The organism is Marivita sp. (assembly GCF_965656765.1).
Taxonomy (GTDB): Bacteria; Pseudomonadota; Alphaproteobacteria; order Rhodobacterales; family Rhodobacteraceae; genus Marivita.
In genome coordinates, this window is the sequence record NZ_CBFHLV010000033.1 from 1 (window position 1) to 14,303 (window position 14,303).

Genomic DNA, 14,303 nt, shown 5'->3' on the forward strand with positions numbered 1-14,303 from the left:
AACTTCGACCTCCTGCCGGACAGGGTCAAGTGGGTGGACCCCGCCTTCTGTCCGCAGTAGCACTGCAGTGAACGAATAAGGGAGGCCGTCGCATGACTGATTTAACAGGACGTACCGTGCTTATTACAGGTGCCAGTCGCGGCATCGGGGCCGAAGCTGCGCGGGTTTTCGCCGAAGCCGGGGCAAATGTCGCCTTGGTTGCACGCGGCGCAGACAGCATCGCGGATCTGGCAGGTGAGATCGGCAAAACAGCCGTCGCCATTCCCTGTGACATCAGCCGCTACTGGGAAGTTGCACAAGCGGTCGAGAACTGTGTCACCGCATTTGGCGGGTTGGATATCCTGATCAACAATGCTGGCGTGATCGAGCCCATTGCGCGCATGGACGAGGCCGATCCGGATGGCTGGGGTCAGGCCATCGACATCAACCTCAAAGGCGTGTTCCATGGCATGCGTGCAGCACTTCCAGTAATGGAAGCCGCTGGGGGCGGCACAGTGTTGACGGTTAGCTCTGGGGCCGCGCATGGCCCGGTCGAGGCATGGTCGCATTACTGTGCCTCCAAGGCAGGGGCCGCAATGCTGACAATGTGCCTGCACAAAGAAATGGCCGACAAAGGCATTCGAGCGATGGGATTATCGCCTGGCACCGTAGCGACCCAGATGCAGCGCGAAATCAAAGCGAGCGGCATCAACCCGGTGAGCCAATTGGACTGGTCCGATCACATTCCCGCTGACTGGCCGGCCAAGGCATTGCTGTGGATGTGTGGCGCGGACTCGGATGCGTATCTCGGCGAGGAAATCTCGCTTAGGGATGAAGGCATTCGCAAGAAGGTTGGCCTAATATGATCGACGTTCAGAACGACGGCACGCTATGTGTACTGACCATCAATCGTCCCGATAAAGCGAATTCTCTGAAGGCTGACATGTTGGAGGCGTTGTGCGTCGGTGTCGAAGAGGCACGCGGGGCGCGGGCCATCATCCTGACCGGCATGGGCAAGGTGTTTTCCGCTGGTGCCGATCTTGAGGCGGCAAAGGCAGGTCTTGCCACCAGCGCATTGTGGGAGCGGTTGTCGGGCGCGATTTCGCGTCATCCTGGGCTGACCATTGCTGCGCTCAACGGCACCGTGGCCGGTGGCGCGATGGGGATGTTTCTGGCGTGTGATCTGCGCATCGCCGTGCCCGGTACAAAAGTGTTCTATCCCGTGATGAAACTTGGGTTTCTTCCGCAACCATCTGATCCCGCTCGTTTGTCGGCGCTTGTTGGCCCGTCGCGGGCCAAGATGATCCTGATGGCAGGACAGAAGATCACCACCGACGATGCGCTGACCTGGGGTCTGATTGACGAGGTCACGGAACCAGAATCGTTGTTGGATCGTGCAAGAGAGCTAGCGCAAGATGTCTGCGCCGCGACGCCTGATCATGCCCGTGCTATCAAAGGGCTGATCGCACAAAGGCTGCACTAATCACCTTGACCCGCCACCGCAGGCACGTACGTTGGCTGCACCGCAGCAAAGAAAGAAGGAGCGCCTTATGGCCCAGCACCTGCATATCGTCTTTGGCGGAGAACTGGTGACGCCGTCTGAAAACGTGTTCAAAGATCCCGAAAACATCCATGTCGTCGGTATTTTTGCGGACCGCAAAACCGCCTATGACGCTTGGAAAACCGAGGCGCAGCGCACCGTAGACAATGCGCATATGCGCTATTTCCTTGGCGATCTTCAGAAACTGATGGACGCCAGCACATCCGCCCCCGAGGCGCAGGACTGACCATTTGGCGCGCAGGCCGTTCAGTTTGACCGCCTATCTGGCGCTGGCCCGGGGACAAGACCGCTTGATCGAGGAGGCCGCGCATTGGGCCGACCGGCCAGCGGGCCCGGTGCTTTGGTTGCACAGTGACACGCGCACCCGGTTGGAAACGCTTCTGACGCTGATCAAACGCCTGCGGCATCAACGCGAAGACTTTGCGCTATTGCTCACCTGCGATTCGACGTCCGGAGAAGGGTTTGAGATTGATGGCCAGTCGATCAGCACGCCACCTTCTGAAACCCTGAGCGATGTGCATCGGTTTCTGGACCATTGGCGGCCCGATATCCTTGTTTGGGCCGGCAACGGGTTGCGGCCTGCATTGATCCATGAGGCTGCCCAATCGGGAACACATCTTTTGTTGGTCGATGCAGCGGACGCCCCGTGGCGGCAGCCTTCGAAACGGTTTCTACCGGACGCATCCGCGGGCGCTCTAAGCCTGTTTCACAGCATTCTTGCACAGGACAAGACATCCGCGATCCGTTTGCGCAAGCTTGGAGTTCCGGAAGACCGGGTTGAGGTGGCCTCGCCGCTGGAACCCGAGGTGTTTCCTTTGTCCAGCCATGATGGATTACACGAGGAGCTGACAACCGCATTGGCGGGACGGCCTGTCTGGCTGGGTGCGCATATCCAACTGGATGAAGCCGACGCGATCTTGCGCGCGCACCGAAGGGCGGCGCGTCTGGCGCACCGATTGTTGTTGGTAATCGTACCAGCCGAACCCGAAGACGAGCCGGTCATCACAGAGCAATGCCATGAAGTGGGTTTGCGACTGGCGCGGTGGGATAATGGCGATATGCCGGATGAGAACACGCAGGTTCTGCTGGCCGGAGATGACAGTGAGTTGGGTCTTTGGTACCGGATGGCGCCGCTTTGTTTCTTGGGTGGATCCCTAGCCGGGAAAACAGGTGGGGCCTCACCTATGATGGCCGCTGCATTGGGATCGGCGATCCTTTATGGGCCAAATGTAGGACGTCATCTTGAATCCTATTCTAGGCTGGTCGCTGCCGGTGCCGCTCGCATTGTCAAAGACATGGATTCGCTCAGTGCAGCCGTCTCGCATCTGATTGCACCCGATCGTGCTGCAGCCATGGCCCACGCCGGATGGAACGTGGTGTCTGCCGGGGCCGAGACGGCCGATCTGGTGCTGACGCAGATAAACGAATGGCTGGATGAGATGGAAGGCACGCGATGAGACCGCCCTCTTTCTGGGACGCGTCGCCTCAGTCACCAGGCCTGAGCGCACGTCTGCTGGCCCCACTTGGCGCAATATATGCCGCTTTGACAGCGCGAAGATTGCGGCAAGGTAAGCCATTCAAAGCGGACGTTCCGGTGATCTGTGTCGGCAATGTTAACGCAGGTGGGACCGGTAAGACACCAACTGTGATTGCGCTGATGCAGATGCTGTCGGACATGGGCAAAACCGTCCATGTTGTGTCGCGCGGATATGGTGGATCGTTGGAAGGCCCTGTTCAAGTCGATCCCCGTCGTCACAGCGCTGACGAGGTCGGTGACGAACCGTTGCTTCTGGCGGCGTTTGGCCCTGTCTGGGTTGCACAGGATCGGGCGAATGGCGCAAAAGCCGCCGTGAGGGCGGGGGCGCAGGTCATCCTTATGGATGACGGATTGCAGAATCCAAGCCTCGGGAAGGACCTGTCGCTGATCGTTGTGGACGCCACCCGAGGGTTCGGCAACGGGCGTTGCATCCCAGCTGGTCCCTTGCGCGAACCTGTGGCAGCGGCAATGATACGGGCCGATTTTGTGCTGTCTATCGGGTCGGATGAGGCGCAGGCACAGTTTTTCGACCAATGGTCCTCGCATATCCCACTGCCCCATCTGACTGGGCACCTAGCCCCTTTGCAGACCGGGATGGATTGGGAGGGGCTGCGCTGTTTGGCCTTTGCCGGGATCGGGCATCCTGAAAAGTTCTTTCTGACGCTCAAGAGTCTGGGGGCCGAGTTGGTCGAGACACGCGCGTTGGACGACCATCAGCCGCTCACACCAGCGCTGCTGGCACGGTTGGAAAAAGACGCGCTGGCGGCACGGGCGCAGTTGGTCACAACCGAGAAAGACGCGGTTCGTTTGCCCCAAAGCTACCGGATGAAGGTGCTGACTGTGCCTGTTCGGTTAACCATCCCGGACGATGCGCCGCTCAAGATGGCGCTGCTCAGTCTTTTCGACTGAAGGTTATTCTGCGGCGAGCGGCATGTCATTCGCCTGACCTGTCGCTGCGATCTCGGCGATCACGCTGCGCAAAATCTTACGAAAATTGTGGAAATTCGCGTTCGGGCGGACGGCGCATTCGTCCATATAGATCGAGCGATCGATCTCGATCTGGACAGCATGTTGATTGCGCGACGGGCGGCCGTAGGCCTGAGTGATATAGGCCCCGGCAAAAGGTGTGTTGCGGGCCACGACAAATCCGGCGTCAGTAAAGGCAGCCTCAATCTGGTCGACAACCGTCTGGCTGGCAGACGCTCCAAACCGGTCCCCAAGGACAATCTGCGGCCGGCGAGCCGAGGCCTTTGCAACACCATCCAACGCTTCATGCGGCATGGAGTGGCAATCAATCAAAATTGCTTCGCCGAACTGGCCATGCGCTTGGGCGATCAATTTGCGCAACTGATCGTGGTAGGGATGCCAGAACTGCGCGATACGGCGTTCAGCTTCGGCATAAGGCAGCTTGCCACGATAGATAGCGCGGCCATTGGCCACGACGCGAGGGACCACGCCGAGGCCAGACGCCACGCGCGGATTATGCGTTTGCCGGCGGACACCTTCGATTAGCGCGGGATCCAATTCTTCAGCCGAGCGATTCATGTCTATGTACGCGCGCGGCGCTCCGGCCTTGATAAACGGTGCGCCGAATTGCGGTGCACAGTCGAACAAACGGTCCACAAATGCGTCCTCGGATGACCGGATTGTCACCTCGTCCAATGAGGTATGGCGCATGAAATTCCAACTGTAGTCACGGCCAGAATGCGGCGACGCAAATACCACCCGCGAGGTATGGGCTTCTGGCTGAACGAGGTGGTATGCGACTTTGGGCATGTGCTCTCCCTATGTCTTATACATAGACCGATTTTTTCTGTGACCAAAGCCCTTGATCCCGGTTCCGACTCCTTTTATAGACCGCTCCACCGGCGCGGGTTTACGCGCCCCTTTTTTTTGGGGCTCATAAATCGCAATGGGATTAAGGGCGATTAGCTCAGTGGTAGAGCACTTCGTTGACATCGAAGGGGTCACAAGTTCGAACCTTGTATCGCCCACCATTGAATTCGCCGTCTCGGGTTTAGGCCCGGGGCACCCGCAACCACCAAGGCGCTCGCGCGCCGCGATAAGAGGAGAGACCAAATGAAGGTCAAGAACTCGCTTCGTTCGCTGAAGAACCGCCATCGCGACTGCCGCGTTGTGCGCCGCAAGGGCCGCGTCTATGTGATCAACAAGACGCAGCGCCGGTTCAAAGCCCGTCAGGGCTAAGCGGACCCCGCAGATTTTACGAGAAAGCCGTCCTTTGGGACGGCTTTTTTGTTTTTGAGCAGGCTAACGGTCAGGATTGGCCTATCCGCCGCGAATCCAGTAACCTTTCGCAAACGATGGTGCGCTGCAAGGAAATCGACATGGCACAGGCTGACGAAGACAAGGTTGCAGGCCGTCTGCACGGCGAACAGCCGAAACCAGACAAGACCGACAGTCTGCTAGAACGGCTGATTTACATGATCCTAATCGCCATCATGATATCGGTTGCACAGACAATTCTGGGCGTCATGACAGTGGTCCAGTTTGTCATTATGCTAGTCAGCAACAAGCAACACAACGAACGCCTGTCCGAGTTTGGCACCGACCTTGGCATCTGGATCGCCAAGGCCGCGCGGTATCAGACAGCGGCCAGCAATGTGAAACCTTGGCCATGGACGGACCTAGACTGACCGATCAGCGCAGTATCGTATCGGCCATAAGCCGCACGACGGTGGCCTGATCCAGATACCCCGACACACGCAGCTTGCGGGCATCCTGATAGCGTCGGATGGCGCGGCGCGCATCTTTGTCAAACGTACCGTCTACAGCCCCCGGCTTTAATCCGAGATCGGCCAGACGCGCCTCCGCCAGCCGGCGGGCCGCAGCGTTCAACCCCAACGCCGCTTCATCCGCCTGCGCTCGCTCTTTCAGGGCAATCTGTTCAGAATTGTTGATGAAATAGTCGATCCGCGCGCGCGCTTCTTCCACAAAAGCACCATTGGGCCGTTCCGCCAGATAGGCGCGGTAGCTGTCTGCCGTATCGGTTTCGCGCGCGATTTGCCAGCGACGACGGTCTTCACCCTCGGCTTGGGCGCGGCGTTGATCTTCTATGACATCCAGCCGACCTTGGGCCTCTTCGGCGTAGATTCCATCCGGGAACCGTTTGAGATACGCGCGGAAACCCGGCTCATCGCCTTGCGCGCCGGTTTCGGACCAAAATGTCCGGTCCTGCCGTTCCAATTGCGCCTGACGTTGGCGCGCCTCTTCTTCGAGTTCTGCCGCCCGACGTTCAGCCTGAGCATCCAGTCGCGCAATCTGATCCGAATCCAGATAACCAGATGCACGCAGGCCATTTGTGTTTTGCCAGGCGGTCACTGCACCACGGGTGCCGCGTCCGAAAATGCCATCGATGCCTCGCGTGTTGTAACCCAAGAGCGATAGGTCACGCTGAATCTCGCGCCGTGCGTCGCGGGACAACTCGAGGTCGGTTTCGGTCTGCTTTTCGCGATAGAATGGCTCTGACCGGATGGTGGCCAGCCGCTGGCGGGCTTCGCCAGCAAAACGGCCTTCGGGAAACGCCGCAAGGTAAGTGTCGTAGCCCGCCTCTGTGTCCGCAGAGACCGCGCGGTTCCACGCGGCTGCATCCTCCGCGCTGCGATCTTCAGGGGAATCCGGTGTGATCTGCGGCAGCGTTACGTCGGTGCCCGCGAACATCGGCAGGGCGCGGGGCACAAACCCCATAAGGCTAAGCCCCTCGGCACGGGCCAAAGGCAACACATCCTCTCCGGTGGCTATGGATAAACGGCTGACAAAACGGACAGCATCGCCTGCAGGACCAATCGCTACGGTCACGCCTTGGGGGATGTCGTTCAGTGGCACTGTCACCGACAGTCCATCGGCAAGATCACTCCGACCATCCACTTCGCCAAGAATGATTAGCGCCTGACCCGGATATTCCGCAGCGACGGCATAGACGGTATCAAGAGGGAACCCATCGGTGAGAACATCGGCAAGTGTGGGCGTTTCCATGCCGTCAGGCAAAAGATAAGTGCCCGCAATGGTGGACAGGAAACGACCCGTCAGCAGTACGCCGATATCGACGGTTGTGGTATCAAGACCCGTGGCAAAGCCTCGAAAGGCGTTGCGCATGGCGTCTGCATCGGCGCTTGTGGAGAGGCTTACCTCTGCACCGCGCTCTTTGAACGCTGTTTCGGCACTTTCTAGATCTGTTGTTCCCGTCAGGCGTTGCAGCATCCCCGGGTCGTTGTTGCCGATGATCAACAGATCGCTTCCATCTGCCCAAACCGATGTGGTCAGGGCTAGAGTTGCCGAAATCGAAAACGCGAGTCTTTTCATGGGTGGTCCTCCGTCCATGTCACAAGACTAACGCACGAAAGCCAAGAGTTATCCAATAACGGACTGCGTTTTTGCCTGGGGCCGATCTCTGACCTGCCGGATCAGTCGTAGCTGCGGATGTCTTCGATCACCAATCCGTCACGTGGGAGTGCACCAGGCGCTACGAGTTCGATGCGACCCTTGAGCTTGAGAGTTTCCGCGATGCTGGGTTCGAACGCCGCCGCGTCCCCCGCCGCTGTTTCGATGCGGACCGTCATAACGTCACTCTCGCCTTCACGGCTTGCCACGACGCGGGCGCGGTCGATCTCGGTATGTTTTGCGACTAAAGCGGCCACCTGTTCGGGGCGGACGAACATACCTTTGATCTTGGTGGTCTGATCGGCACGGCCCATCCAACCCTTGATGCGGGCGTTTGTTCGACCACATGGGCTGTGACCCGGCATCATCGCGCTTAGGTCGCCGGTGGCAAAGCGGACAAGCGGGTAATCGGGGTTTAGGGAAGTGACCAGCACTTCGCCAACCTCGCCTATGGCCACCGGATCGCCCGTCCCCGGGGTGACTATTTCAACGATCACACCTTCATCAATGATCATACCTTCCATCGCCGGGGTCTCGTAGGCAATATGACCAACATCTGCTGTCGCATAGCATTGCAGGCAGGAAATCCCACGATCCTTGTACCACTCGCGCAGGGACGGAAAGAGCGCGCCACCTGAGACAGCGGCTTTGGCGATACCAAGCGATACGCCCATTTCGTCGGCTTTTTCGAGAATCACTTTGAGGTAATCGGGCGTGCCTGCATAGGCGGTGACACCGACGTCATGGGCTGCTTGCACCTGAAGTTCAGTTTGGCCCGTCCCGGCGGGCAAGACCACTGCGCCGACGGTGCGTGCGCCGTTCTCAAAGATCATACCAGCCGGGGTAAGGTGATAGCCGAAACAGTTCTGAACGATGTCGGTTGTACCGATACCCGCAGCATGCAGAAACCGCCCCATACGCCACCAGTCGCGGCTGACGCCACCAGGTTCGTAGATCGGACCGGGCGATTGGAAGATATGCGCAAGGTTCGAAACGGGCAGCCCGCCAAAGGGCGGTTTGTCCTTTTGACGCTGGCTCAGATCCGACTTGCGCAGCACTGGCAGGGTAGCCAGCTCGGACAGATCGGCAAGCGGGTCAAAGCCGTGAGATGGCAACAGCCCGTTCAACGCGGCAAGCTGATCGGCTGCGCGTTGGTCCGGGCTTCGGGTTTCCAAGTCGTCGAAATGGGTGCTCATGGCATCAAAAGCCTTGTCTGTTCAGTTCATTGCACGGGCAAAATTCAAGCAAGCCAACGCTTACGGCGCCGGTAGCTGCGTACATCGCGGAAAGACTTGCGGCCGTCATCCGAGACACCAAGATAGAATTCCTTAACGTCCGCGTTTTCGCGCAGCTCTGACGCGGGGCCGTCCATCACGACGCGCCCGTTTTCGAGAATGTAGCCCTCATGCGCATAGCGCAGCGCGACATTGGTGTTCTGTTCAGCAAGAAGGAACGACACGCCTTCGTTTTCGTTCACCGATTTCACGATTTCAAAGATCTGTTCCACCAACTGCGGGGCAAGGCCCATCGACGGTTCATCCAGAAGGATGGTTTCGGGCCGTGACATCAATGCGCGGCCAATCGCCGTCATCTGCTGTTCGCCACCCGATGTGTAGCCAGCTTGGCTTTTGCGGCGCTCCTTGAGGCGTGGAAAATAGTCATAAACCAACTGCAGATCGGCCTCGATTGCGCCCTTGCCGTCCTTGCGCGTGTACGCACCGGTCAGCAGGTTTTCCTCGACGGTGAGGTGTCCGAAACAATGGCGGCCCTCCATCACTTGAATAACGCCACGCTTAACCAAAGCTGCAGGATCGAGGTCCTGCACCCGCTCGCCTTGATAAATGATCGAGCCTTTGGTGACTTCGCCCCGCTCAGAATGCAGCAGGTTAGAAATCGCTTTCAACGTGGTCGTCTTACCCGCGCCATTGCCACCCAAAAGCGCGGTGATGCCACCTTTCTTTACGGTCAGGCTCACACCTTTCAAAACGAGGATCACGTGATTGTAGATCACCTCGATATTGTTGACCTCAAGCAAGGTCTCGTTTGTGCGTCCGGCGTCCAGCATGGCGGGCCTTTGTTTTTGAAAATGTCCTAAAAGGGCCCCGGCGACATACGCCGCCGGGACAGACTGGCCTTAGTTGGTGGCCGAGCACTCTTCATTCATCGCCCACGGTGCGTTCGATGTTGCATATTCAGCAGATGCTTCTGCGATCAGGTTTGCATAGCCATCTACGTTTGGCTTGAGCAGATCAGACGCCTTGACGAACTTTGCGCCGTCCCATTCCAGCATCCAGCCCCCCGAGTGACCGGTGTGATTTGCACAGGAGGTTGCGAATGGCGGCACCATTCCTTCCATGCCCAACTCTGCAATCCGCTCTTCGGTGAGGTTGATGTTCTCAAGGCCCCAACGCAGCTGTGTCGCGTCGATTTCGGCAGTTCCAAAGTTTTCCTGTGCGTTTGTGATCGCCTCGGCGAGGATCGCCGACATCACAAGGCCACGGCCATAGAAAACGCCCTGCATCTCTTCTTCGTTGGTCTGGCTTAGACCGGCGTCGATGACCTGTTCTTTGATCTCTTTCATGATCGGTGCGTCCATATTCGGGAACGACCAGGAAATCGACTTGTACCCTTTGCCATCGTCACCAACGAGCTTGAGGTCCGCATCATGACCTGCCCACCAGACGCCGATGAAGTTTTCCATCGGGAACTTGGTTTTCACGGCTTCGGTGATGGCACCGGCGTTCATCGCGCCCCAGCCCCACATCACGACATAGTCCGGACGCTCACGACGGATTTGCAGCCACTGTGCCGACTGGTTCTGCATTTCCTTGAGACCAACCGGGATCGGCAGCAGTTCAAAGCCTTTATTGGCAGCGTGCATTTCCAGAACGGGAAGAGGTTCTTTCCCGAACGGGTGATCCAGATGCAGGAAGGCAACCTTCTTACCGTCAAGCGATCCTTCGCCTTCAAGGTACTGAACGATCATATCCGCGGCATCCCAGTAGCCTGCAGGCATGTTGAACGCCCACTGGAACACTTTGCCGTCTGCCATCGGCGAAAAGCCGTAACCGGGAGCAAGGATCGGAATTTCGTCAACGTTGGTCTTGGGCAGAACCTGTAGCGTGATCCCGGTGGACCACGGCTGAGTCACAATGGCTGAGCCTTTGGTCTTTTCGTAGCATTCCACACCTTTTTCAGTGGAATAACCGGTTTCGCATTCTTCAAAGTCAATCATCGCGCCGCCGATGCCGCCATCGCGCTCGTTGAGCAGCGTCATGTAATCGGCCTGACCGTTCATCAGCGGAATACCTGTCGCCGCAAAAGGCCCGGTTCGGTATGCGAGGTTCGGAGTATACAGCTCTTGCGCGATGGCCGCCGTGCCAACTACGGTGCCAAGCGCTGCCGCTGTGGCCAGTTTGGTAAAGTGTTTCATGGTTGTCCTCCCATTGGATCTGTCATGTATTTTTGGTTCTTGGTCTTGGGCCCACCCACATCAGTGCGGGAATGGCCAGATAATCAGTTTCTCGCGGATCAAACGCCAAAGCTGATTCAATCCGTGTGGTTCGATAATCAGGAAGAAAATGATCAATGCGCCGACGATCATCACATTGATATGTTCGATCAGGGCCGAGTCGATGCGGAAGCCCGAGAGCTGCGCATAACCGTAGATCAGCGTCACTACCCCAAAGCCCAACGCTGCACCAACTCCCCACAAATTGCGCGCCACCCAAAAGAGGAACGTCGCAGCTGCGACCAACGCGACCATCAGAATGGCTGCGGGGGCCGAGATTTCGAACACTTGCGTCCCTGCGACCACGTTCAGCACAACCGGCAGACCCACGATCAGAATGGCCCCCAAGTAGTTTCCCATGATCGAGCCAAGGCCACCAATGATGGCAATGAACAGCACTTGGAATGACAGTGGAATGTCGAACACGTTTGGTTCAGCCGCACCCTTCCACATGAAGACGTAGAGCGCACCCGCCACACCGACGACATAGGACGACACGGCAAAGGCAGTCAGCTTGGACTTCATCAGGTTGATCCCGATCAGTTCCGCCGCGATGTCCATATCCCGAGTCGCTTTCCACGTGCGCCCCAGATTGCCACGGGTGAGGTTGATACAAAGGAGCGTCAGCAGCGTCACGACAAACAAAACGATATAGTATTCGGTGACGGACGCGGCTTGGGGACCAGAAATGAAGACGCCAAACATCTCAAGGTTGGGCACCTGGATCGCGCCAGAGGCGTTGTCGTTGTAGAGCCACGACCATTTTTCAAACAACCAGACCAGAAAGAACTGTGCCGCCAGCGTTGCAATGGCCAGATAAAAGCCCTTGATCCGCAGGCTGGGAATGCCGAATGCCACACCGATCCCCGCGCTGAACACACCCGACAAAAGGATCGCGATGATCGGGTTCATCCATGGGAATAGGGTGACCATTTTGTAGCAGGCATAGGCCCCCACCCCCATGAAGGCCCCTGTGCCAAGACTAAGCTGCCCGGCAAACCCGGTCAGAATGTTCAGCCCCATCGCGGCCAGCGCATAGATCAGGATCGGGATAAGCAATGTCTGGAATGTGAATTCCGATGCGGACATCGGGAAGATGATCCAACCAAAGATCAGGATGATCGTCAGTAGAATGGCATCCTGCTTGACTGGGAAAAGCGCCTGATCGGCGTTGTAGCTCGTCTTGAACTGGCCAGCCGTACGGTAGAGCATTAGGCGGACTCCTCTTCGCTGATCACCACGCGGTTGCGCGGTTTGGCATACCCAGTGATCTCGCTATGGCGGATCAGCCAAAAATAAGCCCAAAGACCCAGAGCACCGCCAACCGCCGCTAAAAGGATGGCAACCACGGTCTGTGATCCCGCCTCAGAGCCGCTAGACAAGGCGAGGTAGCCAAAGGCCCAGAATCCAGACCAGGCGACGACGTTCAGAATTGCTATCAATTTTGCCATGTCATTTCTTTCATTGGACGGGTGTGTGACCCAAGGATCGCTTGTCGTGTGCAGCGCGCCCCGCGCTGCGCTAGACTCGTTCGATGATCCTTTCTCCGAACAAACCTTGCGGGCGGAAGAGCAGAACAACCAGCGCCAGCACAAAGGCGAACCAAGTCTCGGTGTTGCCACCCAACAAAGGCTGGCCCCAATAAATCTCGAACAGTTTTTCCAGAATGCCGATCATCAGGCCACCGACGATGGCGCCAGTGATGGATTCAAGCCCGCCCAGCATCAGAACCGGCAGCGCTTTGTAGGCGATCACTTCAAGCGCAAAGCTGACCCCGGCACGAGCGCCCCACGCGATACCAGTGACCAGCGCGATGATACCGGCGATGAACCACACCAGCACCCAGATCGTCTGCAGGCTGATGCCAACGGACAGTGCCGCTTGGTGGTCGTCACCAAGTGCGCGGATCGCACGGCCCATCTGAGTGTAATTGAGAAAGGCCAGCAGCCCAAGAACCAGCAAGGTCGCCACGATCACGACGGTGATGTCGAGGTGCTGCAGGATCAGAAGACCACCAAAGGGTTCCAGTACTGTGTCCCCGGTTGGGATGCCCAGTTCTTCGGTGATCATCACTTTGTTTTCGCCACCAAAGATGGTCTCACCAAAGCCGATGAGGAATAGCGTAATGCCGATGGTCGCCATGAACAGTATGATGTCCGGCTGTCCCACCAAAGGCCGCAGCACGACCCGTTCGATGACCACGGCAAGAACAAACATAACACCCAGCGTTAAACCAACGCTGATCCATGCCGGCACGCCCATGGCGAACAGGCCCACAAGGGTCAAAGCGGCGAATACCACCATGATGCCTTGCGCAAAGTTGAAGATCCGACTGGAGCGGAAGATCAGCACAAACCCCAACGCGATCAGCGCATAAAGGATGCCCGATACGAGCCCCTCCCAGAGAACCTGCATCAGAAAGTCCGGTGCCTCGACCATGTCCACAAATGGCGCAATAAAGATGTCGTTCAGCATGTATGCTCCCTCAATGCGGCACGCCCAGATAGGCGTCGATCACATCTTGATTGTCGCGCACTTCGTCTGGGGTACCGTCGCCAATTTTCTTGCCGTAATCCATGACGACCACGCGGTCAGACAGGTCCATCACGACACCCATATCGTGTTCGATCAAGCAGATCGTGGTGCCAAATTCGTCGTTCACATCGAGAATAAAGCGGCTCATATCCTCTTTCTCTTCGACGTTCATGCCCGCCATCGGTTCATCAAGCAGCAAGAGTGACGGTTCTGCCGCCAATGCCCGCGCCAGTTCGACCCGTTTCTTGAGGCCATATGGCAAACGCCCCACGGGTGTCTTGCGGATGTTCTGGATTTCAAGAAAATCGATCACCCGCTCGACCTTTTCGCGGTTCTCCATTTCTTCGTCCCGCGCTTTGCCCCACCAGAGCGCCTGAGAGGCGACCCCTGCGTTCATATGGGTCAATCGTCCGGTCATGACGTTGTCGAGAACCGTCATGCCTTCGAACAACGCAATGTTCTGAAAGGTTCGCGCGACGCCTTGGCGGGCCACTTCAAATGGCTTCATCGGAGGACGCTTGGCACCTTGATACCAAACCTCACCTTCAGAAGGCGTATAGAACCCTGAAATAACGTTAAGCATGGACGACTTGCCCGCACCGTTGGGTCCAATGATCGCCCGGACCTCGCCTTCGTGAATGTCGAACGAGATATCCTGAATGGCCACCACACCACCGAAACGCAGGGTGATATTGCGCATTTCCATCAGCATGCCGCCGATTTGGCGCCCGTCTGCGGTGACGTATCCTTCGGTGTCCTTCATTGCCCTGCTCCCTTGGTCA

Annotated in this window: 16 protein-coding genes and 1 tRNA gene; 8 read left to right on the forward strand and 9 right to left on the reverse strand. The window is 57.7% G+C overall.

What is annotated here, in order from left to right; all coding sequences use genetic code 11:
- Window positions 1-92 precede the first annotated feature (92 nt).
- The 5 genes from ACTG4M_RS10380 (at window position 93) to lpxK (ending at window position 3,986) form a co-directional block, all read left to right on the forward strand.
- Entirely contained in the window at window positions 93-845 is a 753-nt protein-coding gene (locus ACTG4M_RS10380; RefSeq protein ID WP_439123585.1) for an SDR family oxidoreductase, read from the forward strand.
- Complete coding sequence (locus ACTG4M_RS10385) at window positions 842-1,462, forward strand: enoyl-CoA hydratase/isomerase family protein (protein WP_439123586.1); 621 nt, start codon at window positions 842-844, stop codon at window positions 1,460-1,462. The genes ACTG4M_RS10380 and ACTG4M_RS10385 overlap by 4 nt, the downstream gene beginning before the upstream one ends.
- 67 nt (window positions 1,463-1,529) lie before the next feature.
- On the forward strand, window positions 1,530-1,766 hold the full coding sequence (locus ACTG4M_RS10390) for a DUF4170 domain-containing protein (protein WP_439123587.1): 237 nt from the start codon (window positions 1,530-1,532) through the stop codon (window positions 1,764-1,766).
- A 25-nt stretch (window positions 1,767-1,791) separates the two neighbouring features.
- Window positions 1,792-2,997 carry a 3-deoxy-D-manno-octulosonic acid transferase gene (locus tag ACTG4M_RS10395; RefSeq protein ID WP_439123588.1) on the forward strand — a complete coding sequence of 402 codons (1,206 nt, stop codon included), beginning with the start codon at window positions 1,792-1,794 and terminating at the stop codon, window positions 2,995-2,997.
- Entirely contained in the window at window positions 2,994-3,986 is a 993-nt protein-coding gene (gene lpxK / locus ACTG4M_RS10400) for a tetraacyldisaccharide 4'-kinase (RefSeq protein ID WP_439123589.1), read from the forward strand. The genes ACTG4M_RS10395 and lpxK overlap by 4 nt, the downstream gene beginning before the upstream one ends.
- 3 nt (window positions 3,987-3,989) lie before the next feature.
- On the opposite strand, the gene ACTG4M_RS10405 is transcribed toward lpxK, so the two are convergent.
- Window positions 3,990-4,853 carry an N-formylglutamate amidohydrolase gene (locus ACTG4M_RS10405; RefSeq protein WP_439123590.1) on the reverse strand — a complete coding sequence of 288 codons (864 nt, stop codon included), beginning with the start codon at window positions 4,851-4,853 and terminating at the stop codon, window positions 3,990-3,992.
- Window positions 4,854-4,999: 146 nt separating this feature from the next.
- Here ACTG4M_RS10405 and ACTG4M_RS10410 point away from each other — a divergent pair.
- From ACTG4M_RS10410 to ACTG4M_RS10420, 3 genes are all read left to right on the forward strand, one after another.
- Window positions 5,000-5,074: transfer RNA gene (locus ACTG4M_RS10410), tRNA-Val, on the forward strand.
- 82 nt (window positions 5,075-5,156) lie between these two features.
- Entirely contained in the window at window positions 5,157-5,282 is a 126-nt protein-coding gene (gene ykgO / locus ACTG4M_RS10415; protein WP_008562923.1) for a type B 50S ribosomal protein L36, read from the forward strand.
- Window positions 5,283-5,422: 140 nt separating this feature from the next.
- Window positions 5,423-5,731, forward strand: a complete 309-nt coding sequence (locus tag ACTG4M_RS10420) for a DUF4389 domain-containing protein (protein ID WP_439123591.1) — start codon at window positions 5,423-5,425, stop codon at window positions 5,729-5,731.
- 4 nt (window positions 5,732-5,735) lie between these two features.
- Here the strand turns inward: ACTG4M_RS10420 and ACTG4M_RS10425 are convergent, their stop codons facing one another.
- From ACTG4M_RS10425 to ACTG4M_RS10460, 8 genes are all read right to left on the reverse strand, one after another.
- Window positions 5,736-7,397 (reverse strand): peptidoglycan-binding protein, encoded by a 1,662-nt coding sequence (locus ACTG4M_RS10425; protein ID WP_439123592.1) that lies wholly within the window; start codon window positions 7,395-7,397, stop codon window positions 5,736-5,738.
- A gap of 101 nt (window positions 7,398-7,498) precedes the next feature.
- Window positions 7,499-8,671 (reverse strand): phenylacetate--CoA ligase family protein, encoded by a 1,173-nt coding sequence (locus ACTG4M_RS10430; protein ID WP_439123593.1) that lies wholly within the window; start codon window positions 8,669-8,671, stop codon window positions 7,499-7,501.
- Window positions 8,672-8,715: 44 nt separating this feature from the next.
- A complete protein-coding gene (locus ACTG4M_RS10435) occupies window positions 8,716-9,540 on the reverse strand; it encodes an ABC transporter ATP-binding protein (protein ID WP_439123594.1) in 825 nt (274 codons plus the stop codon).
- A 69-nt stretch (window positions 9,541-9,609) separates the two neighbouring features.
- Window positions 9,610-10,908 carry an ABC transporter substrate-binding protein gene (locus ACTG4M_RS10440; protein ID WP_439123595.1) on the reverse strand — a complete coding sequence of 433 codons (1,299 nt, stop codon included), beginning with the start codon at window positions 10,906-10,908 and terminating at the stop codon, window positions 9,610-9,612.
- Window positions 10,909-10,968: 60 nt separating this feature from the next.
- Window positions 10,969-12,198 (reverse strand): branched-chain amino acid ABC transporter permease, encoded by a 1,230-nt coding sequence (locus tag ACTG4M_RS10445; RefSeq protein ID WP_439123596.1) that lies wholly within the window; start codon window positions 12,196-12,198, stop codon window positions 10,969-10,971.
- Window positions 12,198-12,437: a hypothetical protein gene (locus ACTG4M_RS10450; protein ID WP_439123597.1), complete on the reverse strand. Its 240-nt coding sequence runs from the start codon at window positions 12,435-12,437 to the stop codon at window positions 12,198-12,200. Before ACTG4M_RS10450 ends, ACTG4M_RS10445 begins: the two co-directional genes overlap by 1 nt.
- A gap of 70 nt (window positions 12,438-12,507) precedes the next feature.
- Window positions 12,508-13,461, reverse strand: a complete 954-nt coding sequence (locus ACTG4M_RS10455; RefSeq protein WP_439123598.1) for a branched-chain amino acid ABC transporter permease — start codon at window positions 13,459-13,461, stop codon at window positions 12,508-12,510.
- A 10-nt stretch (window positions 13,462-13,471) separates the two neighbouring features.
- On the reverse strand, window positions 13,472-14,284 hold the full coding sequence (locus ACTG4M_RS10460) for an ABC transporter ATP-binding protein (RefSeq protein WP_439123599.1): 813 nt from the start codon (window positions 14,282-14,284) through the stop codon (window positions 13,472-13,474).
- Window positions 14,285-14,303: the final 19 nt, after the last annotated feature.